This is a genomic window from Phenylobacterium sp. (assembly GCF_035569475.1).
Classification (GTDB): Bacteria; Pseudomonadota; Alphaproteobacteria; order Caulobacterales; family Caulobacteraceae; genus Phenylobacterium.
In genome coordinates, this window is record NZ_DATMNA010000002.1 from 13,598 (window position 1) to 30,748 (window position 17,151).

The window sequence follows — 17,151 nt, forward strand, 5'->3', positions numbered from 1 at the left end:
ATGGTTTTCCCTGGCCCGGCCAGCGCGGCGCAGGTGATCCAGCTTCAGGAGCTGAAGCGCCGTCCTATAGGACGGAAGCCTGTCGGCGCGGAACCGCCCAACCTAGGACCGCTGCCCCTGGTCGAACTCGGCGTAGGTGCGCACGCCTTCGATAGCGGCGCCGGGACGGGGCGAGGTCTGTTCGGCGACAAGGGAGTTGGCGGCGCTCGCAAAGCATGGCCCCTTTGAGCTCTTCGCAGGGGGCGATTCCTAATGACGACGTTGAAGATGAGGCTGCTGCTCGCGGCGGCCGGAATGACGGTGATGTTTTCTCAGCCGGCGGCGGCGGCGGCGCTGACGCCGGAGCAGATCGCCGGCTTGAAGACGCAGGCGGTGGCCGGCGTCGACTCCCGGACCAAGCTCGCCCAGGTCATGACCGACGAGATCTTCTCCTTCGGCGAGCTGGGCTACCAGGAGGTGGAGACCTCCAAGTACCTGACCGACCTCCTGGAAAAGAACGGCTTCACCATCGTGCGCGGGGTCGCCGGGCTACCCACCGGCTGGACCGCCACCTGGACCAACGGAAAGGGCGGCCCGACCATCGCGCTCGGCAGCGATATCGACTGCATCCCCAAGGCCAGCCAGAAGCCGGGCGTGCCCCGCCACGACCCCCTGGTTCCAGGCGCGCCGGGCCACGGCGAGGGACACAATTCCGGGCAGGCGGTGAATGTCGTCGCCGCCTTGGCGGTCAAGGACATCATGCAGAAGGAGGGTATCGCCGGGACCCTGGTCCTCTGGCCCGGCGTGGCCGAGGAGTTGGTGGGCGGCAAGGCCTATATGGTCCGCGACGGGGTGTTCAAGGGCGTGGACGCCACCATCTTCACCCATGTGGGCGACAACCTCGTCACCACCTGGGGCCAGCCGATGGGCACGGGCCTGGTGTCGGTGAAGTACCTGTTCCATGGCGAATCCGCCCACTCGGCCGGCGCGCCATGGCGTGGACGGAGCGCCCTCGACGCCGTCGAGCTGATGGACATCGGCTGGGATTTCCGGCGCGAGCACCTGCTGCCGGAGCAGCGCTCCCACCGGGTGATCGCTGACGGCGGCGACCAGCCCAACGTGGTGCCGTCGGAGGCGGCGGTCTGGTACTATTTCCGTGAACAGAGCTTCGCCAACATCAAGAAGAACTACGAGATCGGCAACAAGATCGCCCAGGCGGCGGCCGAGATGACCGACACCACGGTCGAGCATCACGTGATCGGGTCGGCCGCGCCGCAACATTTCAACCGACCGATGGCCGAGGCCGCCGAGGCCAATATCGAGAAGATCGGCCTGCCGGCCTGGACGCCTCAGGAACAGGCCTTCGCCAAGGCGGTGCAGAAGACGGTGGGGGCCGAGCAGAAGGGGCTGGACACCAAGCTGAAGGGCCTGGAGCCGCCCAAGGAGAAGCCGGAGAGCGGCGGGTCGGACGACATCGGCGACATCTCCTGGATCATGCCGACGATCACCATCCGCTACCCGTCCAACATTCCCGGCCTGCCGGGGCACAACTGGGCCAACGCCATCTCCATGGCGACGCCGGTGGCGCATAAGGGCGTGGTGGCCGGGTCCAAGGCGGTGGCCATGACCGTGCTGGACCTGCTGACCCGGCCCGACCTGCTGGCGGCCGCCAAAACCTACTTCAAGGACGTCCAGAACAAGGACCAGCACTACATCCCGATGCTGGCCGCCGACGACAAGCCGCAGGTCCAGATCAACGCCGACATCATGGCCCGCTTCCGGCCGGAGATGCGGAAGTACTATTACGATCCGAAGAAGTACCCGACCTATCTGGATCAGCTTGGGGTCAAATGGCCCCCGGTGGAGGTCGCGGAGGCGGCGCCTGGCAAGTAGCCGGCCGGCGCTCAGACATCGAAGACGTCGGCGCCCTCGAGAAGGCGCGCCTTCTCACGACCTTGGCGGCGTGACCCCGACCGTCCGCGTCAAATAGCGGACGTCCGTCACAGCCGTCGTCCTCACTTGTCTGTCCTGTCAGCGACGGAAGGCCCGCCCAGGCGCCACTCGCCCCGGGGCTTCAGAACGAGGGCGTAGTAGAGGGCCGCGGCGGCGGCGCAGGCGAGGCTGACGGCGAAGCTCACGCCGCCATCCTTCAGGCTCGCGGCGGCGACCACCAGCAGCAGCACCAGCGCCAGGAGCGGCGGGGCAGGCCACAGGGGCAGGCGCCAGCCCGGCTCTGCGACGCGGTCGCGGCCGCGAAGCAGGCACGCCAGCGACAGGGAAATGTAGATCAGCGTCACCCCCGATCCCGACAGCATCAGCAGCAGTTTCATCGGCAGCAGGCACAGCCCCGCCGACAGGCCTCCGGCCAGCAGAGTGCCGCCCCACGGCGACCCGAACCGCGGATGCACCTGGGTCAGCAGCCCGCCCAGCGGGCCCGGCCAGACGCCGTCCCGCGCCGTGGCATAGACCTGTCGGCCGGTCATCAGCACGAGGGCGATCACGGCGTTGAGGATCGCGAGCGCCACGCCGGCGCCGATCATCCGCCCCAGGACCGCGCCGCCGGCCTGGCGCGTGAAATCCGAGATCATGCCGTCGCCCGCCCGCAGCAGCGCCGTCAGGTCGGGCGCGCCTATCAGCACGGCCGCCAGGGCCGCCGTCTCGGCGACGGCGGTGAGGGCCAGAGCCCACAAGACCGCGTGCACCAAGCGGCGGCGCACATCGCGCACCTCCTCGGACAGATAGACGGCGTTCCCGTAGCCGTCATAGGCGAAGAGGCCCACTACGACGCCAGTGGCCAGACCGCCCAGGCCAACGGCCGAGAGCGCCGGGCCCGGCGCGAGCGCCACTGGATGTGCGAATAACTCCAGCAGCGGCCGCGCCGGGCGCGAGAGCCCCAGCACCGTGACCGCCAGGAGCGCCGCCAGCTCCACGAGGAGAAAAGCTCCGGTGGCGGCCGCGCTCGTCCGGATGTTGAGTATCCCAAGCCCGGTGGCGATCGCCAAGGCCCCGACCGCCGTCCCCACGGGCGACAGGCCCGGCAGGACGGCCACCAGATAGTCGGCGATGCCGCGCGACAGCGCCGCGCACGACAGCAGCAGGTTGAAGAGATTCACACCCAGGACGGCGAATCCTGTCACCGGCCCCAGTACGCTGCCGACGATGGCATATTCGCCGCCCGCGGAGGGAAAGCTGGACCCCAGCTCGGCGTAGGTAAGCGCCATGCAGAGCGCGACCAGCCCCGCTACGGCCATCGAGACCAGGGCTCCCGATCCTGCCGCTTGGATGACGCCAGGCAGGATCACGAAGACCGAGGAGGCGGGCGTCTCCGCCGACAGCGTCAAGAAGAGGACGCCCGTCACGCCCATGCCGCGGACCAGTTGACGAACCTGCGCCTTGTCGGTCGGGTGCGCGGAAGCGGGCGGGCTCACAGTCGCCGAGGTTTAGGCGACCGTTTCGGCTTCGTCGAGCGGTCAAGCTTCCGCGCTTGTGCCTGCAGGCCAGCCCCCTTGGGGCCGCCGTTCGAGGACGATTGGGTCATGTCCCTCGCGGCAGTACTTCCTTCCTGCCGAGGCGCGTTAGACGGACCCTGGCGCGCTGACGGGGTCACCATGCTCAAGGTCGCTCCGCCGCAGCATATAGATCGAGATCACCATCACCAGGATCAGCGCGCCCAGCACTGCCAGTTCGAGCATGGTTGAGTTGAGCAGGCTCTGCGCGTCGGGGTTCCACTTGCCCGGCTGATGAGCCTGGGACGTCTCCAACGTGATCACCAGCACGCGACGGATGGAGGCGATCAGGCCGACAATGAGAAACGGTTCGCAAACCAGCCGACCGGAGCGGAACGACACCCGCACCGTATGCATGATCTCCACCACCATCAGCACGAACAGCAGGCGGTCGACGGCCAACACCAGGGCCTCGGTCTCGCCGCGAGCCTGGATGGCGTCCCACAGGGACACCGCCGCCCCGCGGACGCCCACCAGCACAGCGATCGCCAGCATCACGCCTAGCACCACGTAGGCCAGCACCTCGACGGTCAAGAACACGTCGCTGGCCGCTGCGCCCAGACGGTTGACCTCCCGTTGACGAGTTTTGGCGGTATCCATGGGCTTTCCCTGCGCCCGATCTATCAAGCAACTTAGCCTAAGACGATTGGCCTTGGCGAAGCCGGCTTCGTCGTCGCCGCGCGCGAACACGCCGGCGCCGGCGTTGTCAGCCCAAAGTTCAGGGTCAGCCAACCGGCGCACCGTACTCCACGGCGCCGCCATCCCGTCCTCGGTAGCTCACCGGGGATCGGCCTCCGCATCGATTCCCCGCTCTCGGCCCGGACCCATTCGGCCGGCGACTTGGCGCGGATTTGGGTCTTGTACATCGACGGGACAGCACACATCTGCACGCGTTCCATGGCCCATCCCCTGCCCGGCGACGCGGTTCAACCGCAGGCTGACACCGCTTTTCCGCTCGCCGTCCGATGTCCCATCACCGTCGAGGGCCTGCGCTCCCGGCCAGCTGTGGCGTTCCCAGTAAAGGCTTACAAATGCCGTCCGACCTCACTACGTCGCCCGCCGAGACTCTCGCGCTGGTCGGCGCACAGGAGCCGCCCGCCCGTGCGCCTTACGGCGAGGGGCTTGCGGAACTCGCGCTGGCGGTCGGCGGCTTCGCCCTCGGGACCGGCGAGTTCGCCTCCATGGGACTGCTGCCGAGCGCGGCCCGCGACGTAGGCGTCTCGATCCCCACAGCGGGCCACATGATCAGCGCCTATGCCCTGGGCGTCGTCGTGGGCGCGCCATTGATCACGGTGCTGATGGCGAAGGCGCCCCGGCGGGCCATGCTGATCGGCCTGATGATCGTCTTCGCCCTGGCCAATTTCGCCACCGCCCTGGCCCCGACGTATGCGCCGCTGGTTGCGGCCCGCTTTCTCGCCGGCCTGCCGCACGGGGCCTATTTCGGCATCGCCGCCCTGGTGGCCGCAGGCCTCGCCTCCAACGGCGGGCGGGCCCAGGCCGTCGGGCGGGTGATGCTCGGGCTCAGCGTGGCCAATGTGGTGGGCGTTCCGTTCGCCACCTGGCTCGGCCAGGAGATGGGCTGGCGGACGGCCTTCCTCGCCGTGGGCGGCCTTGGCCTGCTGACCGCCGCGCTTGTGACGGTCTTCGTGCCCGTGATCCCTGTCAGCCGCGGCGCCTCGCCGTTGCGCGAGCTGGGCGGGTTCAAGCACGCGCAAGTCTGGCTGACCTTGGCGGTCGCCGCCGTCGGCTTCGGCGGCCTGTTCGCGGTCTACAGCTACATAACCCCTACCCTCGTCCAAATAACCGGCGTCAAGCTTTCCACGGTCCCCCTGTTCCTGTCGGTGATCGGCCTTGGCATGATTGCCGGCAGTCTGGTGGGCGGCTGGCTCGCCGACCGCGCGTTGATGGCCTCGATCCTCGGCGGCCTGTTGTGGAGCGCCGTGGTCCTGGCGCTGTTCACCTTGGCGTCCGCCCATCCGTGGAGCGCCTTGGCGGACCTGTTCCTGATCGGCGGCGGCATAGCCGTCGTGCCCGCCTTGCAGACGAGGCTGATGGACACCGCCCACGACGCCCAGACCCTGGCGGCCGCGCTCAATCACTCCGCCCTCAACCTGGCCAACGCGCTCGGCGCCTGGTTCGGCGGCCTGTCGATCGCCGCGGGATTCGGCTGGTCATCGACCGGGTGGATCGGCGCCGCTCTGGCGGCCGCGGCCATTCCAATTTTCGGCCTCTCAGCCGCCCTGGATCTGCGCGCACGCCGACGCGGAGCGCGCCGCGGCGCCGAGGGCATTGCGTGACGCCGAAGCAAGGCCGGAGCCCCCACTTCCGGTCCCGCGCCGCGGCCCCTAAATCCTAGACCGCCGCCCACGCCCCCAGCGGCATTTCCCGGAGTATCCCGATGACCGACCTCACTGAACTGGCCAGCGCCATTCCCGCCCTGGCGGCCGGCGGCGTGGTGATCACCGGCGCGGCGGACGGGATCGGCCTGGCGGCGGCGCGGCGCTTCGCGGGCCTCGGGCGTAGCGTGGTTCTGGCCGACCTGCCCGGGGCCAGGCTCGAGGCGGCCGAGGCCGCGGTGCGCGAGGCCGCCGTCCAGGGCGCCAAGGTGCGCGCCGTGCCGACCGACGTCGCCCACTACCAGGAGATGGAGCGCCTGCGCGACGCGGCGCTCGAGACCCTGGGCGCCGTTTCGGTGCTGATGAACAACGCGGGCGTCGGCGCCAATCCAGGCTCGACCTTCAAGGACCTGGACGGCTGGCGCCGCCTGATCGACGTCAACCTGTGGGGCGTGATCCACGGGGTCCAGGCCTTCGCCGGGGCGATGGCGGGCTCGGGCGCCCCGGGGCTGATCGTCAACACCGGTTCCAAGCAGGGCATCACCACCCCGCCGGGCAACGCCGCCTACAATGTGTCCAAGGCCGGGGTGAAGGCGTTCACCGAGGCCCTGGCCCACGAGCTGCGCAACACCCCCGATTGCCGCGTCAGCGCCCACCTGCTGATCCCCGGCTTCACCTACACCGGCATGACCGGCCGCCCGGAGAAGCCGGCGGGCGCCTGGAGCGCCGACCAGGTGGTGGACTTCATGCTGGAGAGCCTGGCTCGCGGCGACTTCTACATCCTGTGCCCGGACAACGAGACCACCCGCGCCCAGGACGAGGCGCGCATGCAATGGGCCATCGGCGACGTCGTCGAGAACCGCCCGGCCCTGTCGCGCTGGCATCCCGACCATGCCGACGCCTTCAAGGCCTACATGGCTGCGCGCGGGTTCTAGCCCGCCGCCGAGATGCTGCATGACGTCGCCCTGACGTCTCGCCGAACAGGTCAGGTCCGCCTGGCCCGGACCTCGCCATCGCGCCGATTTCCCAGGCGGCCAGGCCCTCGAGCCGCGACTTCGACGCGCCTGGCGTGCGCCGGCGAACGCGAGGTCCGGCTCAGTCTTTTCTCATAACAACTCAATGCGGGGCCAAGGACCCGCGCGCCGATCGCGCCCTATTCTTAGGAAGCTGGCCGGGACTGCACACGCGGTCTTGCCGGCGGACGGGTTGCCACGCGGGAGGCGGGAATGGTTGGAATCGTCAGACTCGCCCTGCGTCGTCCCTACACGTTCATCGTCATGGGGCTGCTGATCCTGATCTTCGGCGTGATTTCCATATTCCGCACGCCGACCGACATCTTCCCCAACATCAACATCCCGGTGGTCAGCGTCGTCTTCAGCTACACCGGCCTGTCGCCGGACAATATGGCGGGACGCATCGTCACCTACTACGAGCGCGCCGCCACCACGAGCGTGAACAATATCGAGCACCTCGAGTCCCAGTCGATGGCCAACTACGGCATCGTCAAGATCTTCTTCCAGCCGAGCGTGAACATCAGCGAGGCGCTGGCTCAGATCGCGGCCATGTCGCAGACGGTCCTGAAGCAGATGCCGGCCGGCATCACGCCGCCGATCGTCCTGCGCTACGACGCCTCGAGCGTCCCCATCCTGCAGGTGGCGCTGTCGAGCGACCAGCTCTCCCAGGCGGCGCTCTTCGACCAGGCCGGCAGCTTCATCCGCCCGCAGCTCGTGTCCGTCCCCGGCGCCGCGATCCCGCTTCCCTACGGCGGCATGGTCCCGCAGGTCCAGGCCGACCTCAATCAGCAGGCCCTGCACAGCTACGGCCTCTCGGCCAACGATGTGGTCAACGCCCTGGCCGCGCAGAACCTGATCACCCCGGTCGGCACCCAGAAGATCGGGACGTTCGACTACACGGTGAACCTGAACAACTCGCCCGAGACGATCGATGCGTTCAACGACCTGCCGGTGAAGACGGTCAACGGCGCGGTCATCTACATGCGGGACGTGGCCTTCGTGCACAGCGGCAGCCCGCCGCAGACCAATGTGGTCCATGTCGACGGCCAGAACGCGGTGCTGCTGTCGATCATCAAGGGCGGCGCGACCTCGACCCTGAACATCATCTCCGGCATCAAGGCGCGCCTGCCGGACGTCGAAAAGACCCTCCCGGCGAGCCTGAAGCTCACGGCCGTCGGGGACCAGTCCGGCTTCGTGATCAGCGCGGTGTCGGACGTCGTCCGCGAGGCGCTCATCGCCGCGGCCCTGACCGCGACCATGATCCTGCTGTTCCTCGGTAGCTGGCGCTCGACCCTGATCATCACGGTCTCGATCCCGCTCGCCATCCTCTCGTCGGTGACGGTGCTGTCGCTGCTGGGCGAGACGATCAACGTCATGACCCTCGGCGGCCTGGCGCTCGCCGTCGGTATTCTCGTCGACGATGCGACCGTGACCATCGAGAACGTCAATCGGCACCTCGACCTCGGTCAGGACATCGAATCCGCGATCGTGACCGGCGCGCACGAGATCATGATCCCCGCGACCGTCTCGCTCACCTGCATCTGCATCGCCTTCGTGCCGATGTTCGCGCTGGGCGGCATCGCCGGCTACCTGTTCCGCCCGCTGGCCGAAGCGGTGATCTTCGCGCTGATCGCCTCCTATGTGCTGACCTACACGCTGGTGCCGACCCTCGCGAACCGTCTCCTGCGCCGGGCGGCCCCGGAGGGCGGCGCCGGCGAGGATGGCGCGCCCGCGGCCCAGGCCAGCCGAAATCCGCTCGTGCGCTTTCAACAGGGCTTCGAACATAGGTTCGAGTCGGTGCGCCAGCACTATCGCGGCCTGCTGCACCTGAGCCTGCAGAACCGCAAGGCGCTGATCGGCGGATTCCTCGCCGTCTCGCTGCTTTCGTTGGGGCTCGTCCCGCTGCTCGGCCAGGACTTCTTCCCCACGGTCGACGGCGGCCAGATCAAGCTGCACGTCCGGGCCCAGACCGGCACCCGGATCGAGGACACCACCAAGCTCTGCGACCAGATCGGCCTGGCGATAGGGAAGATCATCCCGCGCGATCAACTGGCCGGCGTCGTCGACAACATCGGCGTGAGCGTCAGCGGCATCAACATGGCGTACAACAACTCTGGGACGATCGGCCCCGCGGACGCCGACATTCTGATCAGCCTGACGCCCAAGCACGGGCCGACCGCCGGCTATGTCCAGCAGATGCGCGAGCGGCTTCCGGCCCTGTTCCCAGGCGTCACCTTCTCGTTCCTGCCGGCCGACATGGTCAGCCAGATCCTGAATTTCGGCGTGCCCGCGCCGATCGATGTCCAGGTGGTCGGCAACAACCTGCAGGCCAACCGCAAGTACGCCAATGAGCTGCTGTCCCGGATCAGCAGGATCCCGGGGGTCGCCGACCCTCGCATCGAGCAGGCCTTCCAGCAGCCGACCCTGAACGTGAACGTCGACCGGTCGCTGGCGGGCCTGGTGAGCCTGACCGAACGCGACGCCTCCACGGCCATGCTCGACACCCTCGCGGGCAGCACCCAGACCAACCCGACCTTCTGGCTGAATCCCAAGAACGGGGTGTCCTACCCGGTCGCCATCCAGACCCCGCAAACCCAGATCGACACCCTGGGCGCGCTGCAGAATATCCCGCTGACGGCGGGCGGCGGGCCCGGCGCCGGATCCCAGCTCCTGGGCGGGCTGGCCACCATCCAGCGGGCGCCGAGCGACGCCCTCGTGTCCCACTATAACGTCCGGCCGGTGATCGACATCTATGCGACCCCGCAGGGCCGCGACCTCGGAGGCATCGCCGCCGATATCCGGGCGGCGATCAAGGCCACCGCCGGCGACGCGCCGCACGGCGCGAGCGTGGTGCTGCGCGGACAGGTGCAGACCATGTCGAGCGCCTATGCGCAACTGATCGCGGGCCTCGCCCTGGCCATCGTGCTCATCTACTTCCTGATCGTCGTCAACTTCCAGTCGTGGCTGGATCCCTTCGTGATCATCACGGCGCTGCCGACCGCGCTCGCGGGCATCGCCTGGATGCTGTTCACCACCGGGACGACGCTCTCCGTACCGGCCCTCACCGGGGCGATCATGTGCATGGGCGTGGCCACCGCAAACTCCATCCTGGTGATCGCGTTCGCCCGGGAGCGCATGGCGGAAGGCGTCGACGCCGTCACCGCCGCCATGGAGGCCGGCAGCACGCGCTTCAGGCCCGTCATCATGACCGCGCTGGCGATGATCATCGGCATGATCCCGATGGCCGTCCTGCCCGGGCAGAACGCCCCGCTCGGCCGCGCCGTCATCGGCGGCCTGCTGTTCGCGACCTGCGCGACCCTCGTCTTCGTCCCGACCATGTTCAGCTTCGTGCACGCCCGCGCGCCGAAAAGATCCGCCGGCGCGCCAAACCCCTCGCCCATCCCCGCCGGCGCCTGATCCGGAAGGAACTGCCGATGTCCATGGAACCCGTGAAGATCCCCAGCCGCCGGCGCCTGATGACGGTCGGCGCCGTGGCCCTGGGCGTCGCCGCCGCCATCCTGGCCGCCGGTGTCGCCGACCGGATCCTCGGCGCGCGCGCGCTCGCCAAGGAGACCGAGAAAACCGCCATCGCGACGGTGTCGCTGGTCAAGCTGGCCCCCAGCAGCGCCGACGAGGCCCTCACCCTGCCGGGGACGATCCAGCCCTACAACCGCGCGCTGATCTACGCCCAGGTGACCGGCTACCTTAAGGGCTGGAACCAGGACATCGGCGCCAAGGTCAAGTCCGGGCAATTGCTGGCGACCATCAACACGCCGGATCTCGACCAGCAGCTTGAGCAGGCCAAGGCCGACGCCGCCACGGCGCTGGCGAACGAACGCCTCGCCGCCCTGACGGCGGCCCGCTGGCAGGCCTTGCTGCCTTCTGAATCGGTGGCGCAGCAGGACGCCGACACCAAAACCGCGGATGCGGCCGCGAAGAAGGCGATGCTCGACTCCGCGCGCGCCAATGTGCGCCGGCTCCAGGCGATGGAATCCTTCAAGCGTGTCGTCGCGCCGTTCGATGGCGTGGTCACCGCGCGCAAGACCGACATCGGCGCCCTGATCAACTCCGGCAACCAGGGGCAGGAGCTGTTCGAGGTGGCCGACCTGCACCGGATCCGGATCTACATCCAGGCGCCGCAGTCGCTGTCGGCCGAGCTCACGCCCGGCCTGGCGGCGACATTCCAGGTCCCGCAATTTCCGGGCCAGCAGTTCAACGCCGTCGTGGTCGCCAGCTCGAACGCGATCGAGGCCAATTCGCACACCGCGCTCATCGAGCTGCAGGCCGACAACCCCGGCGGCAAGCTCTTCGCCGGCGCCTATTGCCAGGTGCATCTGAAGCTGCCGGCCGGCGCGAACGCGCTGCGCGTCCCGGCGACGGCGCTGGTGTCCAGCAACCGCGGCGCCCAGCTCGCCTTCGTCGGCGCCAACGGCAAGGTGGCGCTGAAATCCGTGCAGCTTGGCCGCGATCTGGGCGACAGCGTCGAGGTGGTGGCCGGGCTCTCCGCGACCGACCGGGTGATCGCCAGTCCGCCCGAGACGCTCCAGAACGGCCAGACCGTCAAGCTGGCGGCGGCCGCGCCGCCTGCGAAGGGCAGGTGAGGCATGTCAGCCAATCGCCTGATGGCGTCCGCCGCTGCCGTTCTGGCCCTGACGGGCTGCAACCTCGCGCCGCCCTATCGCACCCCGCTCGCGCCTGTGCCCGTCGCCTACAAGGAGGCCGGGCCCTGGCAACCGGCGCGCCCGGCCGACGACCTGAGCCGCGGCGCGTGGTGGGAGCTGTTCGGCGACGAGACCCTGAACGGCCTGGAGCCGCAGATCGACGCCGCCAATCCCGATCTCGCCGCCACCGTGGCGCGTTATGACCAGGCGCGCGCCTTCGCCGCCGAGGCGGGGGCTTCCCTCTATCCGCAGGTCGCCGCCGGCGGGCAACTGACGACGGACCGGCAATCGAAGGACCGTCCGCTGCGGATCAATCCGGATCACACCTATTACGGCGCAAACGACGTCGCGATCTCAGCCTCCTACGAGCTCGATCTCTGGGGCAAGCTGCGGAACCAGGCGGCCGCCGGCCGGGCCACCGCCCAGGCCAGCGCCGCCGACCTGGCGACGGTGCGGCTCAGCCTGCAGGCGGAGCTCGCAACCGATTACTGGGCGCTTCGCGGGGCCGACGCCCAGGTCCAGCTCTTGACCGACACCGTGGCGGCCTACCAGAAGGCGTTCGACCTGACCGAGCGCCGCTTCCAGGGCAAGATCGTGTCGAGCCTCGACGTCTCGCGCGCCAAGACCCAGCTCCGCGCCGCCCAGGCCTCCCTGGCCACCGCGTCGGCCTCGCGCGCGCTGCTGGAGCACGCGATCGCCACCCTGGTCGGCAAGCCCGCGAGCGATTTCTCGATCCCGCCCAAGGTGATCGCCTTCACGACGCCCGATATTCCCCCGGGCCTGCCATCCGATCTGTTGCAGCGCCGGCCCGACATCGCCTCCGCGGAGCGAGCCGCGAAGGCCGCCAACGCCGGGGTCGGCGTCGCCCGCGCGGCCTTCTATCCCTCGCTGTCGCTGAACCTGCTGGGTGGCTTCCAGTCCACCCACCTGAGCCTCTTCAACCTGTCCGACACCTTCTGGACGCTCGGCCCCGGCCTGACCCTGCCGCTGTTCGAAGGCGGTCGATTGAAGGCCCAGGAATCCGCCGCCTACGCCAGGCTGCGCGAGGCGGGCGACACCTACCGGTCGATCGTGCTCAAGGCCTTCCAGGATGTGGAGGACCAGGCCGCCCTGTCGCGCCAGCTCGCCCAGGCCTCCGCGGACGAAGAGGACGGCGTGAAGGCGGCGCAGCACACGCTCGAGGTCGCGCTGACGCTCTACCGGATGGGCGCGGCGAGCTATCTGGACGTCGTGGTCGCCCAGACCGCCTTGTTGCAGTCCCAGCAGACGGCCCTCGACCTGAGGACGCGCCGGCAGCTCGCCGCCGTCGGAATGATCCGCGCGCTGGGCGGCGGATGGGACGCCAAGGACCTGCCGTCGGACGGCGAAGCGACCCGGCTCGCCGCCAACCGGTAGCGGCATGCAGGGCGGCGCGGATCCAGGACCGCCCGTCATGCGCCCGCGCTCCGCCGGAATCCTCGGGCGACGGTCTCGCAAGTCTGAACAGGGCCGAAAGCCAGGCGCGCGGCAAGATCGCGGGTGAGCGCGCCCAGGCCTCTGCGTCCGGCGTTCCGGAGCGGATTGGCGCGCGAAGCGTTGAGGTCGGCGAGCTTGGGCGTCTGAGCGCAACGCCAGAGGGCGCTTCCATGATCGACATCACCACCCTTTCCGAACTGACGATCGACGGGAAGCTTTCGCTGGGCCCGGGCGCCTCCAGCAAGGACCTGTTCGACTTCTACGGCGACGAGTTGCGGAGCTGGTTCCATGAGCAGCGCGCCCTGCACAGCGCCATCATGGTTGGGGCCGGGACCGTGCGCAGCGACGACCCCGAATTGACGGTGCGCTACTTCGAAGGCCCCAATCCCCTGCGGGTGGTGCCCACGTCCATGGGCGACATCCCGCTGGACTCCAAGCTGCTGAACGACGGCGGCGCGACCCTGGTGGCGGTGTCGCATCGCGCGCCGGCCGAGGTCGTGGCGGCCCTGGCGGCGAAGCCCAATGTCGAGGTCGTGCGATGCGGCGCCTCGCGCGTCGATCTCGCCGAACTGATGGACGTGCTCTATGCCCTGGGAATCCGCAGCATGATCGCCGAGGGCGGATCGCGGCTTCTGCACAGCCTGTTCGAGGCCGACATGGTCTCGCGGATCATCATCAAGCACATCCCGGTGATCAGCGGCGCGCTGGGCGCGCCGACCTACCTGCGGCCGGTGAGCGGGCGCTCCCGATTGTCCCTGTCGCGCTGGCGGCTGGCGGACATGTTCGTGAAGAGCGGAGTCGGGGTTTCGATCTACACGCCTTTCGCGGCCGCGGCGTGATCCAGGCCGCCGAGATCGCCGCCATCGGGCGTGGGCTCGCGGCGCGCAGCGGGGACCGGCCTCCCGCGGTCTGGGACCTGCGCATCGGCTGCGGGGACCTGGCCGCGGACCCCGACGGCCTTCGCCACCTCCGGCACCTGGCGCTGATGCGGGCCTACCAGGCGCGCTACGTCCTGCTGCCCAGCGTCGCCCCGCCGGGCTCGCTGGTGGAGCGGCTGAAGCGGCACTACGACCCGGTCGAGATGGCCAAGCTCGAGCGCCATCGCCATGGCCTGGAGGCCCTGGTCGCCCCCCAGGCCGACGCCGCTCGCGCCGCCGCCGCCGGGCGCGACTGGCGCGCCTACGCCGAGACCCTGCTGGTCGAGGTGCGCGCCCAGCCGGAGACCGCGTTCGTCGCCCATCTGCGGGCCAGCCCCCTGCGCGAGGCCCTCTACCGGCACTTCCTGGTTCAGTCGTCGGCAGACCTTCTGGCCGAGGCCTCGGCGTCGGCCCTGGGCGTGGTCGGCGAGTTCGGGACCGCGCAGTCGGCCCTGTTCCGGATTCTGATCGACGAATTCGGCTATGGCGCCCACGGCAAGAAGCACAGCGTCCTCTACCGCGCGGTGATGCGCGATTTCGGCCTTTCGGACGAATACAACGCCTGCTGGCCGCTGTTCGACACCGCGGCCCTGGAGCTGCACAACGTCATCCACAACCTGTTCCAGAACCCGGCCAACCTGTTCATGCAGGTGGGCTTCCTATTGTTCGCCGAAACCGCCTACCAGCGCTCCACCCAGGACCACTTCCGCTACCTGCGCGAGTTTCACCCCGACGTGGACGCCCGCTATTTCGGCGAGCACGCCCACATCGACCTGCACCACACCGCCATGGTGATCGACGAGGTCGCCGGCCCCCTGGTGGCGGCCTACGGGCCCGAGGTGGGAACGGAGATCGTCGCCGGGGCCGAGCTGACCAGGGCGGCCTTCGACCGGGCGGGCGCGCACATGCTCGCCACGGCCCGCGCCTTCGAGGCGGCGGCGGCCGAGGGCAAGGCCTCGCCCGACGCTCCGGACCTGACGAACCTTGGGGCCGGCGTCACCCCCGCCGGGGCCGTAGACCTGGAGCCCGGCGAACGGTTGCAGGTCGGCGGCCTGGGTCAGGTCACGGCGGCCGCCTTCGCGAGCTTCCCGGCAGGCTGTTATGCGCGGCGGGCCGCCCGATGAGCGAGAGCTGGATCGGCGCGGACCTGCCGCCCATCTGGCGGAACGGCGAGGAGTACTTCCTGCTGGGCCATGGCGAGGGCCTCTATCTGGTCGTCAACCGCTGCCCGCACCGCGGCGGCCCGCTGAAGTCCGGCTTCGTCAACGCCACGGGCGAGATCGTCTGCCCGATGCATCGCCAGGCGTTCGCCATCGAACGACTGATCGCCCAGGGGAGCACGATACGCCTGGCGGAGCGCGCCGCGCCGTGAGGCCGCCCGGGCTCCTCTCGCGCCTGCTCACCGAGGGCGGCGCCTGGAAGCCGGCGAACCTGGTGACCCTTTCGCGCGGCCTGCTGATCGCCCCGGTCCTGGCCCTGCTGCTGGCCGGCTGGCGCTGGCCCGCGCTGGCGGTCTACGGATTGGCGGCGGCCACAGATCTGGTCGACGGCTGGCTCGCCCGGCGCAGCGGCCAGGCCTCGGCGTTCGGAGCCCAGCTCGACGCGGCGGTCGACAACGTCTTCTCGGTCGCCATCCTGGCGTTCCTGGCGCTCGATCTTCCGGGGGTGCTCGAGCGCCAGGCGACGCCGCTCCTGATCCTCTTCGGCGGGCCGCTGGCCTATCTGGCGCTCTCCTGGCTTCTGCGCCGCCGCGTGCTGATGTTCCACTTCTGGTCCGCCAAGGCCGGCGCGGTCCTGCTCTTCTGCCTCTGGCCGCTCATCGCGGTGACCGGCTGGGAGGGATGGATCTGGATCGCCGCGGCGGTCGTCGGGTTCAGCCGCCTCGAGCAGATCGTCTATATCCTGCGCGGCGGCCAGGCGCTCAACGCCCCTCACGGCCTGGCGCCGGTGACTTAGACCCGTTGCGGCCCCGAGGCCGCTACCGCTCGCCCTCTTCCTTCACCTGGCCGCGATTGCCCTCCATCTCCTTGCCCTGCTGCTCGGCGCGGCGGGCGCCGCCCAGGATGCCCGGCAGGGCGTAGTTCCCCTCGTGGCAGGCGTATTCGTAGATGTGGTCCTTGGTCAGGTTCCAGGCTTCCTCGCCGCTCACCGGCTCGGCGAAGGTGTCGGGGTCCTCGACGCGGAACTGGTAGAGCATCTGGGTCGGCGAAATCCGCGTCAGCCGCTCGATCACATGCATGTTGGCGCCGGCCCCGCGGAAGGTCTGGTCGGGGCGGAAGTTCACGGTGTCGACCACCAGGGTCTCGCCCTGCCAGCGGGCGACGGAATCCCCCATCCACTTGCGGATGCTGGCCGGCTCGTGCGGGCCGCCCACGCGCAGCAGCCGCAGGTCGTGCACCATCTCCACCTGGATGGCGACCTGATCCTTGGACTGAGCGATGGCGTAGTGATTGTTGTAGAGCACCGGCAGCATCGGCGGGCCGGAGGTCGAGCCGAAGCCCACCAGGCAGCGCTCGGCGAGCGGGCGCCGCTCGGGTCCGTCGAAATTGCCCATCTGGGCGTTGCCGAAGGCCGCGCGCTCGCGCGCCAGGGCCTCGGGCTTCATCGGCAGCCGGCCATCCTTCGGCGAGACGATGATCGAGGACCGCGGCTCGCCGGCGATGCGCATCACCTTGGTGCCCGGATCGACCCAGAAATTGTTGTAGCCGCAGGCGACGCCCGAGAAACCCTTAACCCCGCAGTCGACCTCGTCGACCGAGAGCTTCTGGTCGGTGGGCTTGCTGGCCTGGGCGTTGTTGTCCGCCGTGGCGCCCTCCAGGGCCTTGGCTTCGGCCGCGGTCAGGACCAGCCGGTCGCCCAGCTTCGGATCGCGCTCCAGCCGCGTGATGGTGGCCGGCGACCAGGTGCCCGTCAGGTCCGGACGGCCCCAGGCGTCGCGCGGCGCCTTGTAGCCGTGGGCGATGACGGCCGGATCGGTCTCGGCCCGCGCCGGCGTCACAGCCAGGGCGGTCAGGGCCGAACAGGCCAAGGCGATGGAAAGCGTGCGCAACGACATCCTGGAGCTCCCTGCTCTCGCGGGTGGTCGCGCCTTGTGTCCGGCGCGATCCGCCCTGTGCGCCATGAGGCGCCCTGGAACCGCGTTCGGCAAGAGTGCGCGATCGCACCGCAGAACCGGCGGCCGGCCAAGCCCTCCGACGGCGCGGCTCCGGAGGGCGTTCGAAATATTTTCCAGCCGAGTTGCACGAAACGTCCGTGTCCCGCGTTGAGCCCCGGCAGATAATTCA

13 protein-coding genes are annotated in these 17,151 nt (G+C 69.5%); 10 read left to right on the forward strand and 3 right to left on the reverse strand.

The genetic code is table 11. The features are described 5' to 3' along the window. Positions 1-267 precede the first annotated feature (267 nt). A complete protein-coding gene (locus VNW53_RS00090; protein ID WP_325552763.1) occupies positions 268-1,872 on the forward strand; it encodes an amidohydrolase in 1,605 nt (534 codons plus the stop codon). A gap of 122 nt (positions 1,873-1,994) precedes the next feature. On the opposite strand, the gene VNW53_RS00095 is transcribed toward VNW53_RS00090, so the two are convergent. Continuing rightward, a complete protein-coding gene (locus VNW53_RS00095; RefSeq protein ID WP_325552729.1) occupies positions 1,995-3,407 on the reverse strand; it encodes an APC family permease in 1,413 nt (470 codons plus the stop codon). A 147-nt stretch (positions 3,408-3,554) separates the two neighbouring features. After that, positions 3,555-4,247, reverse strand: a complete 693-nt coding sequence (locus tag VNW53_RS00100; RefSeq protein WP_325552730.1) for a phosphate-starvation-inducible PsiE family protein — start codon at positions 4,245-4,247, stop codon at positions 3,555-3,557. A gap of 269 nt (positions 4,248-4,516) precedes the next feature. On the opposite strand from VNW53_RS00100, the gene VNW53_RS00105 reads away from it, so the two are divergent. The 9 genes from VNW53_RS00105 to VNW53_RS00145 all read left to right on the forward strand — a co-directional run bounded on the left by VNW53_RS00105 (position 4,517) and on the right by VNW53_RS00145 (position 15,823). After that, the gene (locus VNW53_RS00105) at positions 4,517-5,782 is read left to right on the forward strand and encodes an MFS transporter (protein ID WP_325552731.1); all 1,266 of its coding nucleotides are present in this window, start codon (positions 4,517-4,519) and stop codon (positions 5,780-5,782) included. 101 nt (positions 5,783-5,883) lie between these two features. Then, on the forward strand, positions 5,884-6,756 hold the full coding sequence (locus VNW53_RS00110; protein WP_325552733.1) for an SDR family NAD(P)-dependent oxidoreductase: 873 nt from the start codon (positions 5,884-5,886) through the stop codon (positions 6,754-6,756). 291 nt (positions 6,757-7,047) lie between these two features. Further along, positions 7,048-10,251 carry an efflux RND transporter permease subunit gene (locus tag VNW53_RS00115; protein WP_325552734.1) on the forward strand — a complete coding sequence of 1,068 codons (3,204 nt, stop codon included), beginning with the start codon at positions 7,048-7,050 and terminating at the stop codon, positions 10,249-10,251. Between the two features lie 17 nt (positions 10,252-10,268). Then, positions 10,269-11,435, forward strand: a complete 1,167-nt coding sequence (locus VNW53_RS00120; protein WP_325552736.1) for an efflux RND transporter periplasmic adaptor subunit — start codon at positions 10,269-10,271, stop codon at positions 11,433-11,435. A gap of 3 nt (positions 11,436-11,438) precedes the next feature. Then, positions 11,439-12,890, forward strand: coding sequence for an efflux transporter outer membrane subunit (locus tag VNW53_RS00125; RefSeq protein ID WP_325552737.1), 1,452 nt, complete (start codon positions 11,439-11,441; stop codon positions 12,888-12,890). 230 nt (positions 12,891-13,120) lie between these two features. After that, entirely contained in the window at positions 13,121-13,789 is a 669-nt protein-coding gene (locus tag VNW53_RS00130; protein ID WP_325552739.1) for a RibD family protein, read from the forward strand. Next, positions 13,786-14,991 carry an iron-containing redox enzyme family protein gene (locus VNW53_RS00135; RefSeq protein ID WP_325552740.1) on the forward strand — a complete coding sequence of 402 codons (1,206 nt, stop codon included), beginning with the start codon at positions 13,786-13,788 and terminating at the stop codon, positions 14,989-14,991. The genes VNW53_RS00130 and VNW53_RS00135 overlap by 4 nt, the downstream gene beginning before the upstream one ends. Continuing rightward, positions 14,988-15,239 (forward strand): Rieske (2Fe-2S) protein, encoded by a 252-nt coding sequence (locus VNW53_RS00140; RefSeq protein WP_325552742.1) that lies wholly within the window; start codon positions 14,988-14,990, stop codon positions 15,237-15,239. Before VNW53_RS00135 ends, VNW53_RS00140 begins: the two co-directional genes overlap by 4 nt. Continuing rightward, a complete protein-coding gene (locus tag VNW53_RS00145; protein ID WP_325552744.1) occupies positions 15,236-15,823 on the forward strand; it encodes a CDP-alcohol phosphatidyltransferase family protein in 588 nt (195 codons plus the stop codon). Before VNW53_RS00140 ends, VNW53_RS00145 begins: the two co-directional genes overlap by 4 nt. A gap of 22 nt (positions 15,824-15,845) precedes the next feature. On the opposite strand, the gene VNW53_RS00150 is transcribed toward VNW53_RS00145, so the two are convergent. Further along, the gene (locus VNW53_RS00150; protein ID WP_325552745.1) at positions 15,846-16,922 is read right to left on the reverse strand and encodes a hypothetical protein; all 1,077 of its coding nucleotides are present in this window, start codon (positions 16,920-16,922) and stop codon (positions 15,846-15,848) included. Between the last annotated feature and the right edge of the window lie 229 nt (positions 16,923-17,151).

What these genes read in the sequence shown, in the direction of transcription:
- VNW53_RS00090 (WP_325552763.1), top strand. Translation starts at nt 268, where the DNA reads ATGAGGCTGCTGCTCGCGGCGGCCGGAATGACGGTGATGTTTTCTCAG.
- VNW53_RS00100 (WP_325552730.1), bottom strand. Translation starts at nt 4,247, where the DNA reads ATGGCGGCGCCGTGGAGTACGGTGCGCCGGTTGGCTGACCCTGAACTT.
- VNW53_RS00105 (WP_325552731.1), top strand. Translation starts at nt 4,517, where the DNA reads ATGCCGTCCGACCTCACTACGTCGCCCGCCGAGACTCTCGCGCTGGTC.
- VNW53_RS00110 (WP_325552733.1), top strand. Translation starts at nt 5,884, where the DNA reads ATGACCGACCTCACTGAACTGGCCAGCGCCATTCCCGCCCTGGCGGCC.
- VNW53_RS00115 (WP_325552734.1), top strand. Translation starts at nt 7,048, where the DNA reads ATGGTTGGAATCGTCAGACTCGCCCTGCGTCGTCCCTACACGTTCATC.
- VNW53_RS00120 (WP_325552736.1), top strand. Translation starts at nt 10,269, where the DNA reads ATGTCCATGGAACCCGTGAAGATCCCCAGCCGCCGGCGCCTGATGACG.
- VNW53_RS00125 (WP_325552737.1), top strand. Translation starts at nt 11,439, where the DNA reads ATGTCAGCCAATCGCCTGATGGCGTCCGCCGCTGCCGTTCTGGCCCTG.
- VNW53_RS00130 (WP_325552739.1), top strand. Translation starts at nt 13,121, where the DNA reads ATGATCGACATCACCACCCTTTCCGAACTGACGATCGACGGGAAGCTT.
- VNW53_RS00140 (WP_325552742.1), top strand. Translation starts at nt 14,988, where the DNA reads ATGAGCGAGAGCTGGATCGGCGCGGACCTGCCGCCCATCTGGCGGAAC.
- VNW53_RS00150 (WP_325552745.1), bottom strand. Translation starts at nt 16,922, where the DNA reads ATGTCGTTGCGCACGCTTTCCATCGCCTTGGCCTGTTCGGCCCTGACC.